Genomic DNA, 14900 nt, shown 5'->3' with positions numbered 1-14900 from the left:
GTCAGTGCCGCAGCAGGTTGGCGTCGTCGACCGAGGCGGAGCGGCGGGTGCGGAAGATCGTCATGATGATGGCCAGCCCGACGACCACTTCACAGGCCGCCACCACCATCGTGAAGAACGCCACGACTTGGCCGTCGAGGTGGCCGTGCATCCGGGCGAACGTGACGAACGCCAGGTTGGCGGCGTTGAGCATCAGCTCCACACACATGAACATCACGATCGCGTTGCGGCGCAACAAGACTCCGGCCGCTCCGATCGTGAACAACAACGCCGACAGGTACAGGTAGTTCAGCGGATTCACTGGCCGTTCCTCTCGGGAGCCCCGTCGAGCACGTCGACTGGTCGCGGAGTGAGAACCTTCGGCACCGACACCTCCGCGTAGGAGCCGTCGGGCAGCTTCGCCGGGACGTCGACGGCGTTGTGGCGGGCGTACACCCCTGGACCGGGCAGCGGGGTCGGGCGTGCGCCGCGGGCGAAGCGCTCCTGGGACAGTTCGCGCTGAGTCTTGCGGCGGTCGAAGCGTTCTCGGTGCGCCAGCACCATCGCGCCGATCGCGGCGGTGATCAGCAGCGCGCTGGTGACCTCGAACGCCCACAGGTACCGCGTGAAGATCAGCACCGCCAAACCCTGGACGTTGCCGGCCGAATTCGCCTGTGCCAGCCCGGTGAACGACGTCGTGCCGGCGCCCAGGCCCGCGATCAGCAGAACGCCGAAGCCCAGCCCGGCAAGCATCGCGGCAATGCGTTGTCCCCGAATGGTTTCCACCAAGGACTCCGCGGTGTCGACGCCGATCAGCATCAGCACGAACAGGAACAACATCATCACCGCGCCGGTGTAGACCACCACCTGCACCACCCCCAGAAACAACGCGTCCTGCGCGATGTAGAACACCGCGAGCACGATCATCGTCATCGCCAGAAAGATCGCCGAGTACACCGCCTTGGACGCCGTCACCATCCCGACGGCACCGATCACCGCGACCGTGCCCAGCACCCAGAACAGCACGGCCTCACCGGTTCCCGTGTGCGTCAGCGCCTCCGCCAGCACGGTGGTCATTGCACCGGCTCACTGATCGCGGGCTTGATGTTGCCGCGGTAGTAGTCCTCGTCGGTAGCCCCCGGCGCCATCGGATGCGGCGGGGCGACCATGCCGGGCTGCAGCGGCGCGAGCAGTCGGTCCTTGCCGTAGATCATGTCGGCACGGTTGTCGTCGGCCATCTCGTAGTCGTTGGTCATCGTCAACGCCCGGGTGGGGCACGCTTCGATGCACAGCCCGCACCCGATGCAGCGCAGATAGTTGATCTGATACACCCGGCCGTAGCGCTCGCCCGGCGAATAGCGTTCCTCTTCGGTGTTGTCCGCGCCTTCGACGTAGATGGCATCGGCCGGGCAGGCCCACGCGCAGAGCTCACATCCGATGCACTTCTCCAGCCCGTCCGGGTACCGGTTGAGTTGGTGCCGCCCGTGATAGCGCGGTGCCACCGGCCCGGGTTTCTCCGGATACTGTTCGGTGATCGGCTTTTTGAACATCGTGGACAGCGTCACGCCGAATCCGGCGATCGCGTCGAGGAACTTAGGCATCTGCGGCTTTCTTCTCGGGGAGGGGAGGAACCGGGAAGTCGCTGTACGACGACGGCGCAGCGGCCGATGGCATCGGTTGTGTCTTTTGGCGCCACACCATTCGGAACGATGCAAGCAATGCGACGGCGCCGAGCACGCTCGCGACGATCAGCGCCGCCGCCCAGCCGTGGTATCCCTCGGCGCGCAGCGTGCGCACCGTGGCGACGATCATCACCCACACCAGCGAGATCGGAATCAAGATCTTCCAACCCAATGCCATGAACTGGTCATAGCGCAGCCTGGGCAGAGTGGCGCGCAGCCAGATGAACAGGAACAAGAAGCCCCACACCTTGCCGACGAACCACAGCAGCGGCCACCATCCGCTGTTGGCGCCGTCGATCATGTTGAACGGCCACGGCGCATGCCAGCCGCCGAGGAACAGCGTGGTGGCCAACGCCGACACGGTCGTCATGTTCACGTATTCGGCGAGCATGAACATCGCGAACTTCAGCGACGAGTATTCGGTGTGGAAGCCACCGACCAGCTCGCCCTCGGCCTCGGGCAGGTCGAACGGCGCGCGGTTGGTCTCGCCGACCATGCTGGTGACGTAGATGAGAAACGATGGCAGCAGCAGGAACACGAACCACAGCCGGTCCTGGGCGGCGACGATGCCGGAGGTCGACATTGTGCCCGAATACAGGAACACGGCCGCAAACGACAGCGCCATCGCGATTTCGTAGGAGATCACCTGCGCGCTGGAACGCAGCCCACCCAGCAGCGGGTAGGTCGAGCCGGATGCCCAGCCCGCCAACACGATTCCGTACACGCCCACCGAGGTCACCGCGAGCACGTAGAGCACCGCCACCGGCAAGTCGGTCAACTGCAGCGGCGTGGTGTGCCCGAACACCGACACCTGCGGGCCGAAGGGGATCACCGCGAACGCCATGAAAGCCGGGATCACCGAGATGACCGGGGCCAGCAGGTAGACCGGCTTGTCGACGCCTGCCGGAATAATCCCTTCCTTGAGCCCGAGTTTGAGCCCGTCGACCAGGCTCTGCAGCAAGCCGAAGGGGCCGACGCGGTTCGGCCCGAATCGCATTTGCATGCGGCCCAGCACTTTCCGCTCGATCAGGATCGCCGCCAGCACCGTCAGCACCAGGAAGCCGAAGATCGCGACGGCCTTGCCGACCACCAACCACCAGGGATCGTGCCCGAACTCGGTCATGACACCGCCTCGACGCGCACCACCGCACCCACTGTCGTCCGCAACTTCTGGTGCACCGCTGAGGTGGCGGAGTTCATCGGCACCCAGACCACCCTGTCGGGCATCTCAGTGACGACCAGCGGCAGCGTGATCGACCCGTTCTCGTTGCTGACCCTCACCGAATCACCTTCGGATGCCCCGATTTCTGCAGCAGTTGCCGCCGACAGGCGCACCACGGGGCGGCGTGCGGTGCCGGCCAGATACGGCTCGCCGTCCTGCAGCCGCCCGGCGTCCAACAGCATTCGCCAGCTCGCCAGCACCGCCTCGCCCGCACCGGGCTGCGGCGCGTTGCCGGCGGAAACGGTCGGCGGTTGCGGCCGAGTGCCTTGCCAGAGCCCAAGCTGGGCCAGCTCGGCGTACGCCGCCGCCGGATGCGGCAGCCCGAATTCCACCCCCATCTCGTCGGCGATCATGTGCAGCACCCGCACGTCGGGGACCACGCCGGTGTGGCGCAGCGACGGCTCGAACGGACGCCGGCGCCCTTCCCAGTTGACGAATGTGCCCGCCTTCTCCACCACCGGGGCGACCGGGAACACGACGTCAGCGCGTTCGGTGACCGCGCTGTGCCGCACCTCCAGGCTGACCACGAACGGCGCAGCGTCCAGCGCCGCAGCCGCAGCGACCGGATCGGGCAGGTCGGCCAATTCCACCCCGCCGATGACCAGAGCGCCGAAAGAATCTGCGGCGCTGAGGATTCCGTGTGTATCCCGACCGGCTGCCGTGGGCAGGCTCGTCACGTTCCACGCCGAGCTGACTTCCGCCCGGGCGTCGGGATCGGCAACCGGGCGCCCGCCGGGCAGCAGCGAAAACAGTGCGCCCGCCTCCACGGCGCCGCGCTCGCCGGCGCGTCGCGGCACCCACGCCAGTCGCGCACCGGTCGCGTCGGCCAAGCGCACGACGGCGGACAGTGCGCCGGGGCAGTCCGCCAGCCGTTCGCCGGCCATGATCACTGCGCCCGGCATGCCGAGGATTTCGCCGAGCTCTCCGGTGCGCAGCGCCTCCAGCGCCGTCGCCTCACCACCGGGTGCGGCCGGCAACAGCGTGCCGTTCATCTTGGTGAGCCCGCGAGTGGCGAACGGTGCCAGCGAGTACACCTTGGTGCGGTTCTTGCGGGCCGCCTTACGCAGCCGCAGGAACACGATCGGAGATTCCTCTTCCGGCTCGAACCCGGCGAGCAGCACAATCGGCGCCGCTTCGAGGTCGGCGTACGTCACCGCCATCGGCTGCCCGGCGACGCGTGCGGTGAGAAAGTCGGCCTCCTCGGCCGAATGCGCCCGGGCCCGGAAGTCGATGTCGTTGCTGCCCAACACAAGACGCGCGAACTTGCCGTATGCGTAGGCGTCCTCCAGCGACACCCGGCCGCCCACCAGCACGCCGGCGTTGCCGTAGGCCGCCGACAATCCTTTCGCGGCCACAGTCAGCGCTTCGGACCACGACGCCGTCGCTAATGTGCCGTCCTCGCCGCGGATCAGCGGCGTGGTGATCCGATCCGGCTGGGTGGCGTAGGTGAACGCCCAGCGGCCCTTGTCGCAGTTCCACTCTTCGTTGACGTGCGGGTCGTCACCGGCCAGCCGGCGCAGCACCACACCGCGGCGGTGGTCGGTGCGCTGAGCGCAACCCGAGGTGCAGTGCTCGCAGACGCTCGGGCTGGAGACCAGGTCGAACGGGCGGGCGCGGAACCGGTAGGCAGTTCCGGTCAGCGCGCCGACCGGGCAGATCTGCACGGTGTTACCCGAGAAATACGAATCGAACGGCTCTTTCGTGTAGATGCCGACCTGCTGCAGTGCGCCGCGCTCGAGCAGCTCGATGAACGGATCGCCGGCGATCTGGTTGGAGAACCGGGTGCAGCGAGCGCACAGTACGCAGCGTTCACGGTCCAGCAGCACCTGGCTGCTGATGTTGATCGGTTTGGGGAACGTTCGCTTGACGTCCTCGAAGCGGGAGTCGGCGCGGCCGTTGGACATCGCCTGGTTCTGCAGCGGGCACTCGCCGCCCTTGTCGCACACCGGGCAGTCCAGAGGGTGGTTGATCAGCAACAGCTCCATCACCCCGCGTTGCGCCTTATCGGCGGCCTCCGAGGTGAACTGGGTGCGCACCACCATGCCGTCGGTGGCCACGGTGGTACACGACGCCATCGGTTTGCGCTGGCCCTCGACCTCCACCAAACACTGCCGGCAGGCGCCGACCGGGTCGAGGAGGGGATGGTCGCAGAACCGGGGAATCGACACGCCGATCAGCTCGGCGGCCCGAATCACCAACGTTCCCTTGGGAACTGACAACTCGACGTCGTCGATGGTCAGCGTCACCATTTCGGTTTCGGTGGCTGCACCATGGTCAGCCGTCGCCGTCATCGAGATCCCCCTCGTGCCGCGACAGTGCCGTTTCGTACCCGACTCGCCGTGCGACCCGTGCGAAAACGCACTCTCGACCCGCTGGCCGTCATACCGCTGCCCCTTCCGGCGCGACGAGCATGGAGTCGCGCGGATCGAACGGACACCCCTGCTGCTGAACGTGCGCGACGTACTCGTCACGGAAGTACTTGATCGACGAGGTGATCGGACTGGCCGCACCATCGCCCAACGCGCAGAACGACTTTCCGAAGATGGTGTCCGAAATGTCCAGCAGCTTCTCGATATCGGCCGCGGTGCCTGCTCCGGTTTCCAGCCGCTCGTAGATCTGCGCCAGCCAGTAGGTGCCCTCGCGGCACGGCGTGCACTTGCCGCAGGACTCGTGCTCGTAGAACTGTGTCCAGCGACGCACCGCGCGCACCACACAGGTGGTCTCGTCGAAGATCTGCAATGCCTTGGTGCCCAGCATCGAGCCCGCGGCGCCCACGCCCTCGTAATCCAGTGGCACGTCCAGATGCTCGGCGGTGAGGATCGGTGTCGACGAGCCGCCCGGCGTCCAGAACTTCAGCTCGTGACCGGCGCGCACACCACCCGCATAGTCGAGCAGCTCGCGCAGCGTGATGCCCAGCGGCGCCTCGTACTGGCCTGGGCGCGTCACATGCCCGGACAGTGAATACAGCGTGAAGCCAGGCGATTTGTCGCTGCCCATCGAGCGGAACCAGTCGACGCCGTTGAGGATGATCGGCGGCACACTGGCGATCGATTCGACGTTGTTGACCACGGTCGGGCACGCGTACAAGCCCGACACGGCCGGGAATGGCGGACGCAGCCGGGGCTGGCCGCGACGGCCCTCCAGCGAGTCGAGCAGTGCGGTCTCCTCACCGCAGATGTATGCGCCGGCCCCGGCGTGCACGACGATTTCCACATCGAAGCCCGAGCCCAGGATGTCGCGGCCCACATAGCCGGCCTGATATGCCTCTGCGACGGCCGCGCGCAACCGGCGCAGCGCTGGAACGACTTCGCCGCGAACGTAGATGAACGCATGCGACGCGCGGATGGCGTACGCGGCGATGACAGCACCCTCCACCAGGAAGTGCGGAGTCGTGAACATCAGCGGGATGTCCTTGCACGTCCCAGGTTCCGACTCGTCGGCATTGATCACCAGGTAGTGCGGCTTCGCGCCGGCGCCGGTCGAATCCTGCGGGATGAAGCCCCACTTCATGCCGGTGCCGAACCCGGCGCCCCCGCGGCCGCGCAGCCCGGAATCCTTGACGGTCTGCAACACTTCCTCCGGGCTCATCTTCAGCGCGGCGGCCAGTGCCTTGTACCCGTCGTTGTCGAGATACGTCTCCAGCGTCCAGGACTTGGGGTGGTCCCAGAATCGGCTCAGCACAGGGGTCAACGGTGTGCCGCCGGCCATCTCAGCTGTCCTCCCGATCGACGGCGCCGATCTCGTGTGCGACCCGCAGACCGGCCAGCGTCGCCGCGCCTGGGCCGCCCTGACCGTCGTCGGGACGGTCGTCGCTGAAACCCGCAAGGAGACGCGACGTTTCGCGGAACGTGCACAGTGGCAGACCGCGACTGGGTGTGACGGTCTCTCCGGCGCGCAGCTTGTCGACGAGTTCGATCGCGGACTCCGGCGTCTGGTTGTCGAAGAATTCCCAGTTGACCATCACGACGGGGGCGTAGTCGCAGGCCGCGTTGCATTCGATGTGCTGCAGCGTGATCTTGCCGTCGCCGGTTGTCTGGTCGTTGCCGATGTCCAAATGCTCACGCACGGCATCGAATATCGCGTCACCGCCCATGATCGCGCACAGGGTGTTGGTGCAGACTCCGACGAGGTAGTCGCCGGTCGGGTCGCGCCGGTACATCGAGTAGAACGTGGCGACGGCCGTCACCTCGGCGCCCGTCAAACCCAGTTGCCCGGCGCAGAATTCGACACCCGCGGGGGTGAGGCAGCCGTCCTCCGCCTGTACCAGATGCAGCAGCGGCAACAGCGCTGAGCGCGGCACCGGATAACGCGCGATGATCTGCGCCGCGTCGGCGGCCAACCTCTCGCGCACGTCGTCGGGGTAGTTCTCGCGGCCGCGAAGATGGCTCGGCTCTTCAGGTTTGGGGCCCAGCGATACGAACACCGTCACCTATCCACCCCGCCCATGACCGGGTCGATCGACGCCACCGCCGATATCGCGTCGGCCACCATGCCACCCTCGCACATCGCCGCGACCGCTTGCAGATTCGTGAACGACGGGTCGCGGTAGTGCACGCGATAGGGGCGGGTGCCGCCGTCGGAAACCATGTGCACCCCCAACTCGCCGCGCGGCGATTCGACCGCGACGTACACCTGGCCGGCCGGCACGCGGATGCCTTCGGTGACGATCTTGAAGTGGTGGATCAGCGCCTCCATCGAGCTACCCATGATCTTGGCGATGTGCTCGGGGGAGTTGCCCAGACCGTCGGGGCCCAGCTCGAGGTCCGCGGGCCACGCGAGCTTCTTGTCGCCGATCATCACTGGCCCTGGCTTGAGTTTGTCCAGGCACTGCTCGACGATCTTGATCGACTCGGTCATCTCCTTGACGCGGATCAAAAACCGGCCGTACGCATCACACCCGTCGTCGGTGATCACGTCGAATTCGTAGTTCTCGTAACCGCAGTAGGGGTCGGAACGACGCAGGTCGTGCGGCAGCCCGGTGGAACGCAACACCGGCCCGGTGATCCCCAGTGCGATGCACCCGGTCAGGTCGAGGTAGCCGACGCCCTGGCAGCGGGCCTTCCAGATGTAGTTCTCCTTGAGCAGATTCTCCATGTCGCGCAACCGTTTTGGCAGCAATTTGACCAGGTTGCGCAGCGCGGGCATCGCATCGTCGGGAAGGTCCGCGGCCAAGCCGCCGGGCCGGATGAATGCATGGTTCATTCGCAGGCCGGTGATCAGCTCGAACACCTTCAGTATTTCTTCGCGTTCGCGGAACCCGTAGAACATCGCCGACATCGCGCCCAGCTCCATACCGCCCGTGGCCAGCGCAACCAGATGCGACGAGATGCGGTTGAGTTCCATCAGCATCACCCGAATCACGCTGGCGCGTTCCGGGATCTCGTCCGTGATGCCGAGCAGCTTCTCCACACCCAGGCAGTACGCCGTCTCGTTGAAGAACGGCGACAAATAGTCCATCCGGGTGACGAACGTGACGCCCTGGGTCCAGTTGCGGTACTCGAGGTTCTTCTCGATGCCGGTGTGCAGATAGCCGATGCCGCAACGGGCTTCGGTGATCGTCTCGCCCTCGATCTCGAGCACCAGCCGCAACACCCCGTGAGTGGAGGGGTGCTGCGGTCCCATGTTGACCACGATCCGCTCGCCGGCAGCGGATTCCTTTGCGGCAGCGACGACTTCGTCCCAGTCTTGACCGCCGACCATGACCACGGTGTCGCTCATCAGTTGTAGGCCCTCCTCTCGTCGGGAGGGGGTATCTCGGCGCCGTGGTATTCGACGGGCACCCCGCCCAGGGGATAGTCCTTGCGCTGCGGATGCCCTTCCCAGTCGTCGGGCATCTCGATGCGGGTCAGCGACGGATGACCGTCGAAGATGATCCCGAAGAAGTCGTAGGTCTCCCGTTCGTGCCAGTCGGTGGTCGGATACACCGAAAACAGCGACGGCACGTGGGGATTCGCGTCGGGCACGGCCACTTCCACCCGGATCCTGCGGCCATGGGTGATCGACATCAGCGGATACACCGCATGCAACTCACGGCCGGCTTCCTCGGGATAGTGCACGCCGGATACCCCCAGACACATCTCGAAGCGCAGTGCGGGGTCGTCACGCAGGGTCTGCGCCACCGCCACCAGATGGTCGCGGCGCACGTGCAGCGTCAACTCGTTGCGATACACGACAACGCGCTCCACGGCCGCGGTGAAGGTCTCGTCGCCCAGCGCCTCGATCAGCGCGTCGACCACCTCGTCGAAGTAGCCACCGTAGGGCCGCGGCGAGCTGCCCGGCAGCGCCACCTCGCGCACCAGCCGCCCATACCCGGACGTGTCGCCAGTGCCTTTGATGCCGAACATGCCCCGGCGCACCTCGATGACCTCACGGTCACCCGACGTCAACGGCGGACCGTCCGAGGACGTGTGCGTCGGCGTGGTGTCGGTCATCGGCGCAGCCCGCCGATCTGCAGCATGGTGGGCGCCGGGTTGGCTGCTGCCAGTGCGGCGGCCTCTGCCTCGCGAATGGCTTCCTCGCGGTGTACGCCCAGCGGCATCTCTTGGATCTTGGCGTGCAGCTTGAGAATTGCGTGCAACAGCATCTCGGGGCGCGGCGGGCAGCCGGGGAGGTAGATGTCCACCGGCACCACGTGATCGACGCCCTGGACGATCGCGTAGTTGTTGAACATTCCGCCCGACGACGCGCACACCCCCATCGCCAGCACCCATTTCGGCTCGGCCATCTGGTCGTAGACCTGCCGCAGCACCGGGGCCATCTTCTGGCTCACCCGCCCGGCCACGATCATCAGATCCGCCTGCCGCGGTGTGGCCGAGAACCGCTCCATGCCGAATCTGGCGATGTCGAAACGCGGGCCGGCCGTGGCCATCATCTCGATCGCGCAGCACGCCAGCCCGAACGTCGCCGGCCACAACGACCCGGCTCGCACGTAGCCGGCGACCTTCTCCACCGTGGACAGCAGAATTCCGCCGGGAAGCTTTTCTTCAAGACCCACCGACGACCCCTATTCCCAAGTCAGCCCGCCGCGCCGCCACACGTAGGCGTACGCCACGAACACTGTGGCCATGAACAGCGCCATCTCCACCAACGCGAACACCCCCAGCGCGTCGAACGACACCGCCCACGGGTACAAGAACACGATCTCGATGTCGAAGATGATGAACAGCATCGCGGTCAGGTAGTACTTGATCGGGAACCGCTGACCCGGCGCGGCATTCGGGCCGCTGACCGACTTCTGAGTCGGCTCGATCCCGCACTCGTAAGCGGCCAACTTGGCCCGGTTGAAGCGGCGCGGCCCCGCCAGCACCGCAACGAAGACCGAGAACACCGCGAACGCGGCGGCGATCCCTCCCAACACCAAGATCGGGACGTAGACGTTCAACTCGCTCCCTGATGCGTCGCAGCCATGTGACGTAGCCCGATTGTGAGCCCGTCAGTGACCTCCCCCACAGCCTAAACATGCGCCAGCGGGGCCGCCGAGTAGGGGTAAGAGCGTCAGGCCCGGAGCAGTCCCACGACCGCGTCGGCCAGCTGAATGGGATCGATAGGCAGTGGCACCGCCGCCTCGGCGCGCGACCACTTGGCCAGCCAGGCGTCGTCGCGGCGTCCGGTCAGCACAACGATCGGCGGACAATTGTCGACCTCGTCTTTGAGCTGCTTGGCAATGCCCATTCCGCCAGTCGGGGTGGCTTCGCCGTCGAGAATGGCCAGGTCGATGTCGCCGTTTTCGATGTGGCGGATGACCATCGGACCGGTCGCCACGTCGACGTAGGTCAACTCCGGCAGCTCCGGGTGGATGCGCTTGCCCAGCGCAAGCTTGACCTGTTCGCGCACATTGGCGTCGTCGCTGTAGACCAAGACGCGGACGCGAGCATTCGAGTCGAGTGGCACGACGGGGATGCTAGCTTCCGGCGCTCCGGAACACCGCGTCAGCCGACAGCGTGGTGGTATCGGGCATCATGCCGAGCATGTTGCCGCTGACACCGAGCTGCGTTCGCTCGACCGTGGTGGTGGTCCTCAGCCGGACGGCGCCGTCGTCGAGGCGCTCAGCTCGCACCCGCAGCGGAAGCGCGACGGTGTTGCCGCGAATCGACAGCTCCGCGTGTACGTCGAATTGGTCGTCGCCGGCGGGGTCGACACCGCTGACGGTGACGGTGATGTCCGGGTGGTGCTCGGCGTCGAAGAAGTCGGCCGAGCGCAGGTGGTTGTCGCGTCGTTTGATTCCGGTGACGACGGACGCGGCCTTGATCGTGACCCGGCCGGAGACGTTTCCGTCGGCGTCGACGCGGCCTTCGCCGCTGAAGTCGGTGAACCTGCCGTTGACCTTGGCCAGACCCCAGAGGGTCTTGTTCGTGAACGAGAACGACGACCTGCTCTGGTCGAGCTCCCAGCTGCCGACGGCCTTTGGGCTCGTCAATAGCTCTGTGACAGTTGACATTTCGCCTCCCTACCCGGATTCGTTCAGCAGCGGCGCAAGGTCCGCCGGGTCGAAGTACTCGTCGATGCGGGTGATCAGCCCGTCGCGGCCGACCCGGAAGATGATGCCGACGCGCAGCGAGTAGGGCGCGCCGGCGCGTGTGGTGCCGTGCAGCACGTGCTGCTGCACGAAACCGCCCGGGAAGAACTGGCGGTCGAGCACGTCGTAATGCCGCTCGGCGGTGGCGGCCACGAACCAGTCGATCACCCGCACGCCGCGCTTCTTGTCGCTGCGGCTGGTGTCGCCGGCATGCCATACGGTCACGTCGTCGGACCACAGCGCCGCGACCGCGTCGACGTCGCCGGCCTCGATCGCCGAGAACAACCGGTCGGCCACCGAAGCGAGCGGGTAACCGGGGTGGGCTACCTCGAGCCGGTTGAAGACCAGGGTGCGCAGAGCGGCGACGACCTCGTCGGGCCGCTCGTCGAACTCACCGGCGCGAATCGCGTCGATGAGCTGCTGCTCGTCGACACCAGTGATTTCGTTGCCGAGTTCACGTTCGACGATCCGCACCACGTTCGCCGCGACGCGGGCGTGGAAGTTGACCGGTCCGTCGGTTGCGCGTCGTACGTCGGTGTCGAGAAAATCGGCGACCGCGGCGAGAAGCTCGGGCGCGGTCGGTCGGCCGAACGGGGTGGTCGCGCCACTGCTCATGCCGTGGCCTCCAACAAGTCGAGCAGATCCCACTCGGTTTCGCAGACCCGCCGGCCGATCGCGGCCAGCTCGACCGACCGGGTCTGCCCGGACAGGTGCCGCTCGGCCTGATATCGGCAGATGATGCCCCACGACAGCGTGGCCCGGATCAGCCACCAGCGCATCGCCACGCGGTCGACGGTAGTCCCGCCCGCCCGCTCGTAGGCGGAAAGGAACCGTTCCACGCTGCCCAGGCCGCCGGCAGCGCGGCTCTGCGGTGCTCCGAACCGCCAGGCGCGAATGCAGAACCAGGCGAGGTCTTCATAGATTTCGCCGATGTGGACCAGCTCCCAGTCGAGCACCGCTGCCAGCCCGTCGTCGTCGACGATCACGTTGCCCATGCGGAAGTCACCGTGCACCATCACCGGCGGCGAGGGCGGCGGGCGGTTGGCGGAAAGCCAGCGCAGCGTCCACTCGAAAGTGGCGGTGGTGTCGCCCATCTCGTCGAGCTGGGCCCGCCACAGCGCCATCTGGTCGTCGCGGCGCAGCTCGACGCTGGCCGGGTCGACGCGGTGGATCGCGGCCAGCGCGTGCGCGCATTGCTCCAGCAGCCGTGATCGGGCGGCGTCGTCGAGCTTTCGCAGGATTCGCGGCGCGATCGTCTCCCCGTCGATGAAGTCGCAGACCAGCGACGTCGCGTCGGCGACCAGCACGTGCGGCACCGGCGCGCCCTGCGCGGCGGCCAGCCGTTGCACCCGGGCTTCGGTGTCCATCGAGACGTGCACATGGTCCGGCGGACCGGTTCGCAGGATCAGTCGCCGGCCGTTGGCCTCGAACGCCCAGGTGGACCGGCTGGCGCCGCCGGTCAACGCGCGCAGATTGCTGACGACGACGGGCTCGCCGAGCACTGGCTCGAGGACGGCCGACAACCAGTCAGCGACCCCGTGAGTGTGCGGTTTCATACGCGACCCGCCGCCGAGTTGCAGGTACGAATTCGCACACTCGGCGTCACGAGCGCTTGCCGAACTTGAACAGCCGCTGCGCCACCCGGCGGATCTGGATTTCCTCGGATCCCTCGGTGATGCGGTAGCGGCGATGATGCCGATAGATGTGCTCGAACGGCTGGTGTCTGGTGTAGCCGACACCGCCGAACACCTGCATGGCCCGGTCGGCGGCCTCGCACACCAGCCGGTTCGCGCGGTAGTTGGCCATCGACACCTTGTCCGACACCTCGAGATGGTGATTGCGGTCCAGGTGCCAGGCCGCGTAGTACACCAGCAGCCGCACCATCTGCGCCTCGGTGGCCAACTCGACCAGGGGCCACTGCACCGCCTGGTTCACCGACAGCGGCTTGCCGAACACCATGCGTTCTTTGGCGTACTCGACGGCCCGGTCGATGCAGAAGTGCGCAGCGCCCAGACTGCTGGCGGCTTGGCGAATCCTGTTCTCGTGCAGGAAGGTCTGCGCCACCTCCAGTCCGCGGTCGACCTCGCCGAGCACCGCGTCGTCGGGGACGTGGACGTCATGCAGCTCGACCTCGCCGTGGTCGGACGGCATGTTGAACGTCCACCAGTAGTACGGCACCTCGAAGCCCGGCGCATCGCACGGCACGAGAAACGCGGTGATGCCCACCGCCTGCCCTGGTTCACCCGATGTGCGAGCGAACACCAGGTCGTGTGTCGCCCGGTGCACCCCGGTGTTGAACCGCTTGGCGCCGTTGATGACCCAGCCGTCGCCGCTGCGTTCGGCCCGGGTTTCCAGCCAGGTGGCGTCTGAGCCGTGTCCCGGTTCGGTGAGCCCGAACGCGAAGCTGCGCTCGCCGGTGATCAGCGCCTCCGACCACTGCTTGCGCTGCGTGTCGGTGCCGAACCGCTCCATCATGATCACTTGTGGGAAGTTGCCGACGATCGACGACTCGTCCTGCAGGTCGTTGTGCAGCCCAAGGCCCTTGGCCGCCAGATGTTCTCGGATGACCGCCATGTCGAGGTTGCTGCCGTCACGACCACCCAGCGACGACGGCAATCCGTAGCGCAGCCACCCGGCCTTATCGGCGCGCCGTCGCATCTCGCCGAGCAGATCCTCCCAGGCCCGCGCCGGGATGCCGCCGTTTTCCCAGTCGGTGCGGGCGTATTCGCGGCGCTGGTCGAAGTACTGCATGTGCTCACGCTCGAGCGGCTTGATTTCACGCTCGATGAACGCGTCGATCTCGTCGAGCACCCCCGGAAGATGCTCGGGCAGAGCAAAATCCACTATGTCCCCTTTCGCGCCGAGACTACGGTCGTTGACGGATCCGCCGGCCTAGAAGCCATACAGCGTCTTCTTCCAGATCGTCGACAGGGTTGCGATCGCGTCCGCGTCGCTGATCTGCCCCAGACCCGACGACGCGACGAACACCGTCGTGAAGTTCTCGAACAGCAGCGCGATCGCTGCGGCGACGTACTGCGCGTTCAACTCGCGACCGTAACCCTGTTCTTGCGCCCGCAGAACGGAGGCGGCGACGATCTCCATGCCGAAGCGGCGGAATTCGTTCTGCACGTGGGCAAACCGCTGCTGAGTAGCGGCCAGTTGGGCAACCGCGATCATGATTCCGATGTTCTGCTTGAACATGTTCCAGTAGCCGGTGACGACCGTGGTGAAGAACTCGGTGTCGTCCGGAGATTCCGGCAACGAGACGGACAATCCCGACGGCTGCACCACGTCGTGTAGAAAAGACTCCGCCAGAGCGGCCAGCAGGTCTTCCTTGTCGTCGAAATAGCGGTAGAACACCGCGGGCGACTTCCCCGCCGCCGACGTGATGTCAGCCAGCGTAGTCCCGTGAAAGCCGCGCTCCGCGAACAACTTTCGCGCTGCCTGCGCCAGGGCCTCCCGCGTCTGGCGCCCTTTCGAGCTCAGCGTCTGGACAGCCATC

At 66.5% G+C, this 14900-nt stretch carries 17 protein-coding genes and 1 pseudogene; all 18 read right to left on the bottom strand.

What is annotated here, in order from left to right; genetic code table 11:
- Window position 1 precedes the first annotated feature (1 nt).
- A complete protein-coding gene (gene nuoK / locus AC5Y4C_RS00390; protein WP_499907818.1) occupies window positions 2–301 on the bottom strand; it encodes an NADH-quinone oxidoreductase subunit NuoK in 300 nt (99 codons plus the stop codon).
- The gene (locus AC5Y4C_RS00385) at window positions 298–1056 is read right to left on the bottom strand and encodes an NADH-quinone oxidoreductase subunit J (RefSeq protein WP_499962293.1); all 759 of its coding nucleotides are present in this window, start codon (window positions 1054–1056) and stop codon (window positions 298–300) included. The genes nuoK and AC5Y4C_RS00385 overlap by 4 nt, the downstream gene beginning before the upstream one ends.
- A complete protein-coding gene (gene nuoI, locus AC5Y4C_RS00380; RefSeq protein WP_499907820.1) occupies window positions 1053–1580 on the bottom strand; it encodes an NADH-quinone oxidoreductase subunit NuoI in 528 nt (175 codons plus the stop codon). The genes AC5Y4C_RS00385 and nuoI overlap by 4 nt, the downstream gene beginning before the upstream one ends.
- Entirely contained in the window at window positions 1573–2784 is a 1212-nt protein-coding gene (gene nuoH, locus AC5Y4C_RS00375; RefSeq protein WP_499907821.1) for an NADH-quinone oxidoreductase subunit NuoH, read from the bottom strand. Before nuoH ends, nuoI begins: the two co-directional genes overlap by 8 nt.
- Complete coding sequence (locus AC5Y4C_RS00370; protein WP_499962295.1) at window positions 2781–5174, bottom strand: NADH-quinone oxidoreductase subunit G; 2394 nt, start codon at window positions 5172–5174, stop codon at window positions 2781–2783. Before AC5Y4C_RS00370 ends, nuoH begins: the two co-directional genes overlap by 4 nt.
- Window positions 5175–5262: 88 nt before the next feature.
- Window positions 5263–6591: an NADH-quinone oxidoreductase subunit NuoF gene (nuoF, locus tag AC5Y4C_RS00365; RefSeq protein WP_499962297.1), complete on the bottom strand. Its 1329-nt coding sequence runs from the start codon at window positions 6589–6591 to the stop codon at window positions 5263–5265.
- Between the two features lies 1 nt (window position 6592).
- Window positions 6593–7312, bottom strand: a complete 720-nt coding sequence (nuoE, locus tag AC5Y4C_RS00360; RefSeq protein WP_499907824.1) for an NADH-quinone oxidoreductase subunit NuoE — start codon at window positions 7310–7312, stop codon at window positions 6593–6595.
- Entirely contained in the window at window positions 7309–8601 is a 1293-nt protein-coding gene (gene nuoD / locus AC5Y4C_RS00355) for an NADH dehydrogenase (quinone) subunit D (RefSeq protein ID WP_499907825.1), read from the bottom strand. The genes nuoE and nuoD overlap by 4 nt, the downstream gene beginning before the upstream one ends.
- Window positions 8601–9314, bottom strand: coding sequence for an NADH-quinone oxidoreductase subunit C (locus AC5Y4C_RS00350; RefSeq protein WP_499907826.1), 714 nt, complete (start codon window positions 9312–9314; stop codon window positions 8601–8603). Before AC5Y4C_RS00350 ends, nuoD begins: the two co-directional genes overlap by 1 nt.
- Window positions 9311–9877 carry a NuoB/complex I 20 kDa subunit family protein gene (locus tag AC5Y4C_RS00345; protein ID WP_499907827.1) on the bottom strand — a complete coding sequence of 189 codons (567 nt, stop codon included), beginning with the start codon at window positions 9875–9877 and terminating at the stop codon, window positions 9311–9313. Before AC5Y4C_RS00345 ends, AC5Y4C_RS00350 begins: the two co-directional genes overlap by 4 nt.
- Window positions 9878–9886: 9 nt before the next feature.
- Window positions 9887–10264, bottom strand: coding sequence for an NADH-quinone oxidoreductase subunit A (locus AC5Y4C_RS00340; RefSeq protein ID WP_499907828.1), 378 nt, complete (start codon window positions 10262–10264; stop codon window positions 9887–9889).
- A 113-nt stretch (window positions 10265–10377) separates the two neighbouring features.
- Window positions 10378–10773 (bottom strand): Rv3143 family two-component system response regulator, encoded by a 396-nt coding sequence (locus tag AC5Y4C_RS00335; protein ID WP_499907829.1) that lies wholly within the window; start codon window positions 10771–10773, stop codon window positions 10378–10380.
- A 10-nt stretch (window positions 10774–10783) separates the two neighbouring features.
- Entirely contained in the window at window positions 10784–11320 is a 537-nt protein-coding gene (locus AC5Y4C_RS00330; protein WP_499962300.1) for a YceI family protein, read from the bottom strand.
- Between the two features lie 9 nt (window positions 11321–11329).
- Entirely contained in the window at window positions 11330–11695 is a 366-nt protein-coding gene (locus AC5Y4C_RS00325) for a nuclear transport factor 2 family protein (RefSeq protein ID WP_499962373.1), read from the bottom strand.
- A 12-nt stretch (window positions 11696–11707) separates the two neighbouring features.
- Window positions 11708–12013 (bottom strand): annotated as a pseudogene (locus AC5Y4C_RS00320) (DUF6285 domain-containing protein); the annotation flags it as partial.
- Window positions 12010–12954, bottom strand: a complete 945-nt coding sequence (locus AC5Y4C_RS00315; protein WP_499962301.1) for a phosphotransferase family protein — start codon at window positions 12952–12954, stop codon at window positions 12010–12012. The gene AC5Y4C_RS00315 and the pseudogene AC5Y4C_RS00320, both read right to left, overlap by 4 nt.
- Window positions 12955–13000: 46 nt before the next feature.
- The gene (locus tag AC5Y4C_RS00310; RefSeq protein ID WP_499907832.1) at window positions 13001–14242 is read right to left on the bottom strand and encodes an acyl-CoA dehydrogenase family protein; all 1242 of its coding nucleotides are present in this window, start codon (window positions 14240–14242) and stop codon (window positions 13001–13003) included.
- 48 nt (window positions 14243–14290) lie between these two features.
- A complete protein-coding gene (locus tag AC5Y4C_RS00305) occupies window positions 14291–14899 on the bottom strand; it encodes a TetR/AcrR family transcriptional regulator (RefSeq protein WP_499948442.1) in 609 nt (202 codons plus the stop codon).
- Window position 14900: the final 1 nt, after the last annotated feature.

Source organism: Mycobacterium sp. NGS35, from assembly GCF_059812855.1.
Note: the sequence above shows the minus strand (reverse complement) of the source record. Positions and strands in the feature narration are given on the sequence as shown.

Coding starts and splice junctions, on each gene's coding strand:
- AC5Y4C_RS00385 (WP_499962293.1), bottom strand. CDS start 1,056: ATGACCACCGTGCTGGCGGAGGCGCTGACGCACACGGGAACCGGTGAG.
- nuoI (WP_499907820.1), bottom strand. CDS start 1,580: ATGCCTAAGTTCCTCGACGCGATCGCCGGATTCGGCGTGACGCTGTCC.
- nuoH (WP_499907821.1), bottom strand. CDS start 2,784: ATGACCGAGTTCGGGCACGATCCCTGGTGGTTGGTGGTCGGCAAGGCC.
- AC5Y4C_RS00370 (WP_499962295.1), bottom strand. CDS start 5,174: ATGACGGCGACGGCTGACCATGGTGCAGCCACCGAAACCGAAATGGTG.
- nuoF (WP_499962297.1), bottom strand. CDS start 6,591: ATGGCCGGCGGCACACCGTTGACCCCTGTGCTGAGCCGATTCTGGGAC.
- nuoD (WP_499907825.1), bottom strand. CDS start 8,601: ATGAGCGACACCGTGGTCATGGTCGGCGGTCAAGACTGGGACGAAGTC.
- AC5Y4C_RS00350 (WP_499907826.1), bottom strand. CDS start 9,314: ATGACCGACACCACGCCGACGCACACGTCCTCGGACGGTCCGCCGTTG.
- AC5Y4C_RS00330 (WP_499962300.1), bottom strand. CDS start 11,320: ATGTCAACTGTCACAGAGCTATTGACGAGCCCAAAGGCCGTCGGCAGC.
- AC5Y4C_RS00315 (WP_499962301.1), bottom strand. CDS start 12,954: ATGAAACCGCACACTCACGGGGTCGCTGACTGGTTGTCGGCCGTCCTC.
- AC5Y4C_RS00305 (WP_499948442.1), bottom strand. CDS start 14,899: ATGGCTGTCCAGACGCTGAGCTCGAAAGGGCGCCAGACGCGGGAGGCC.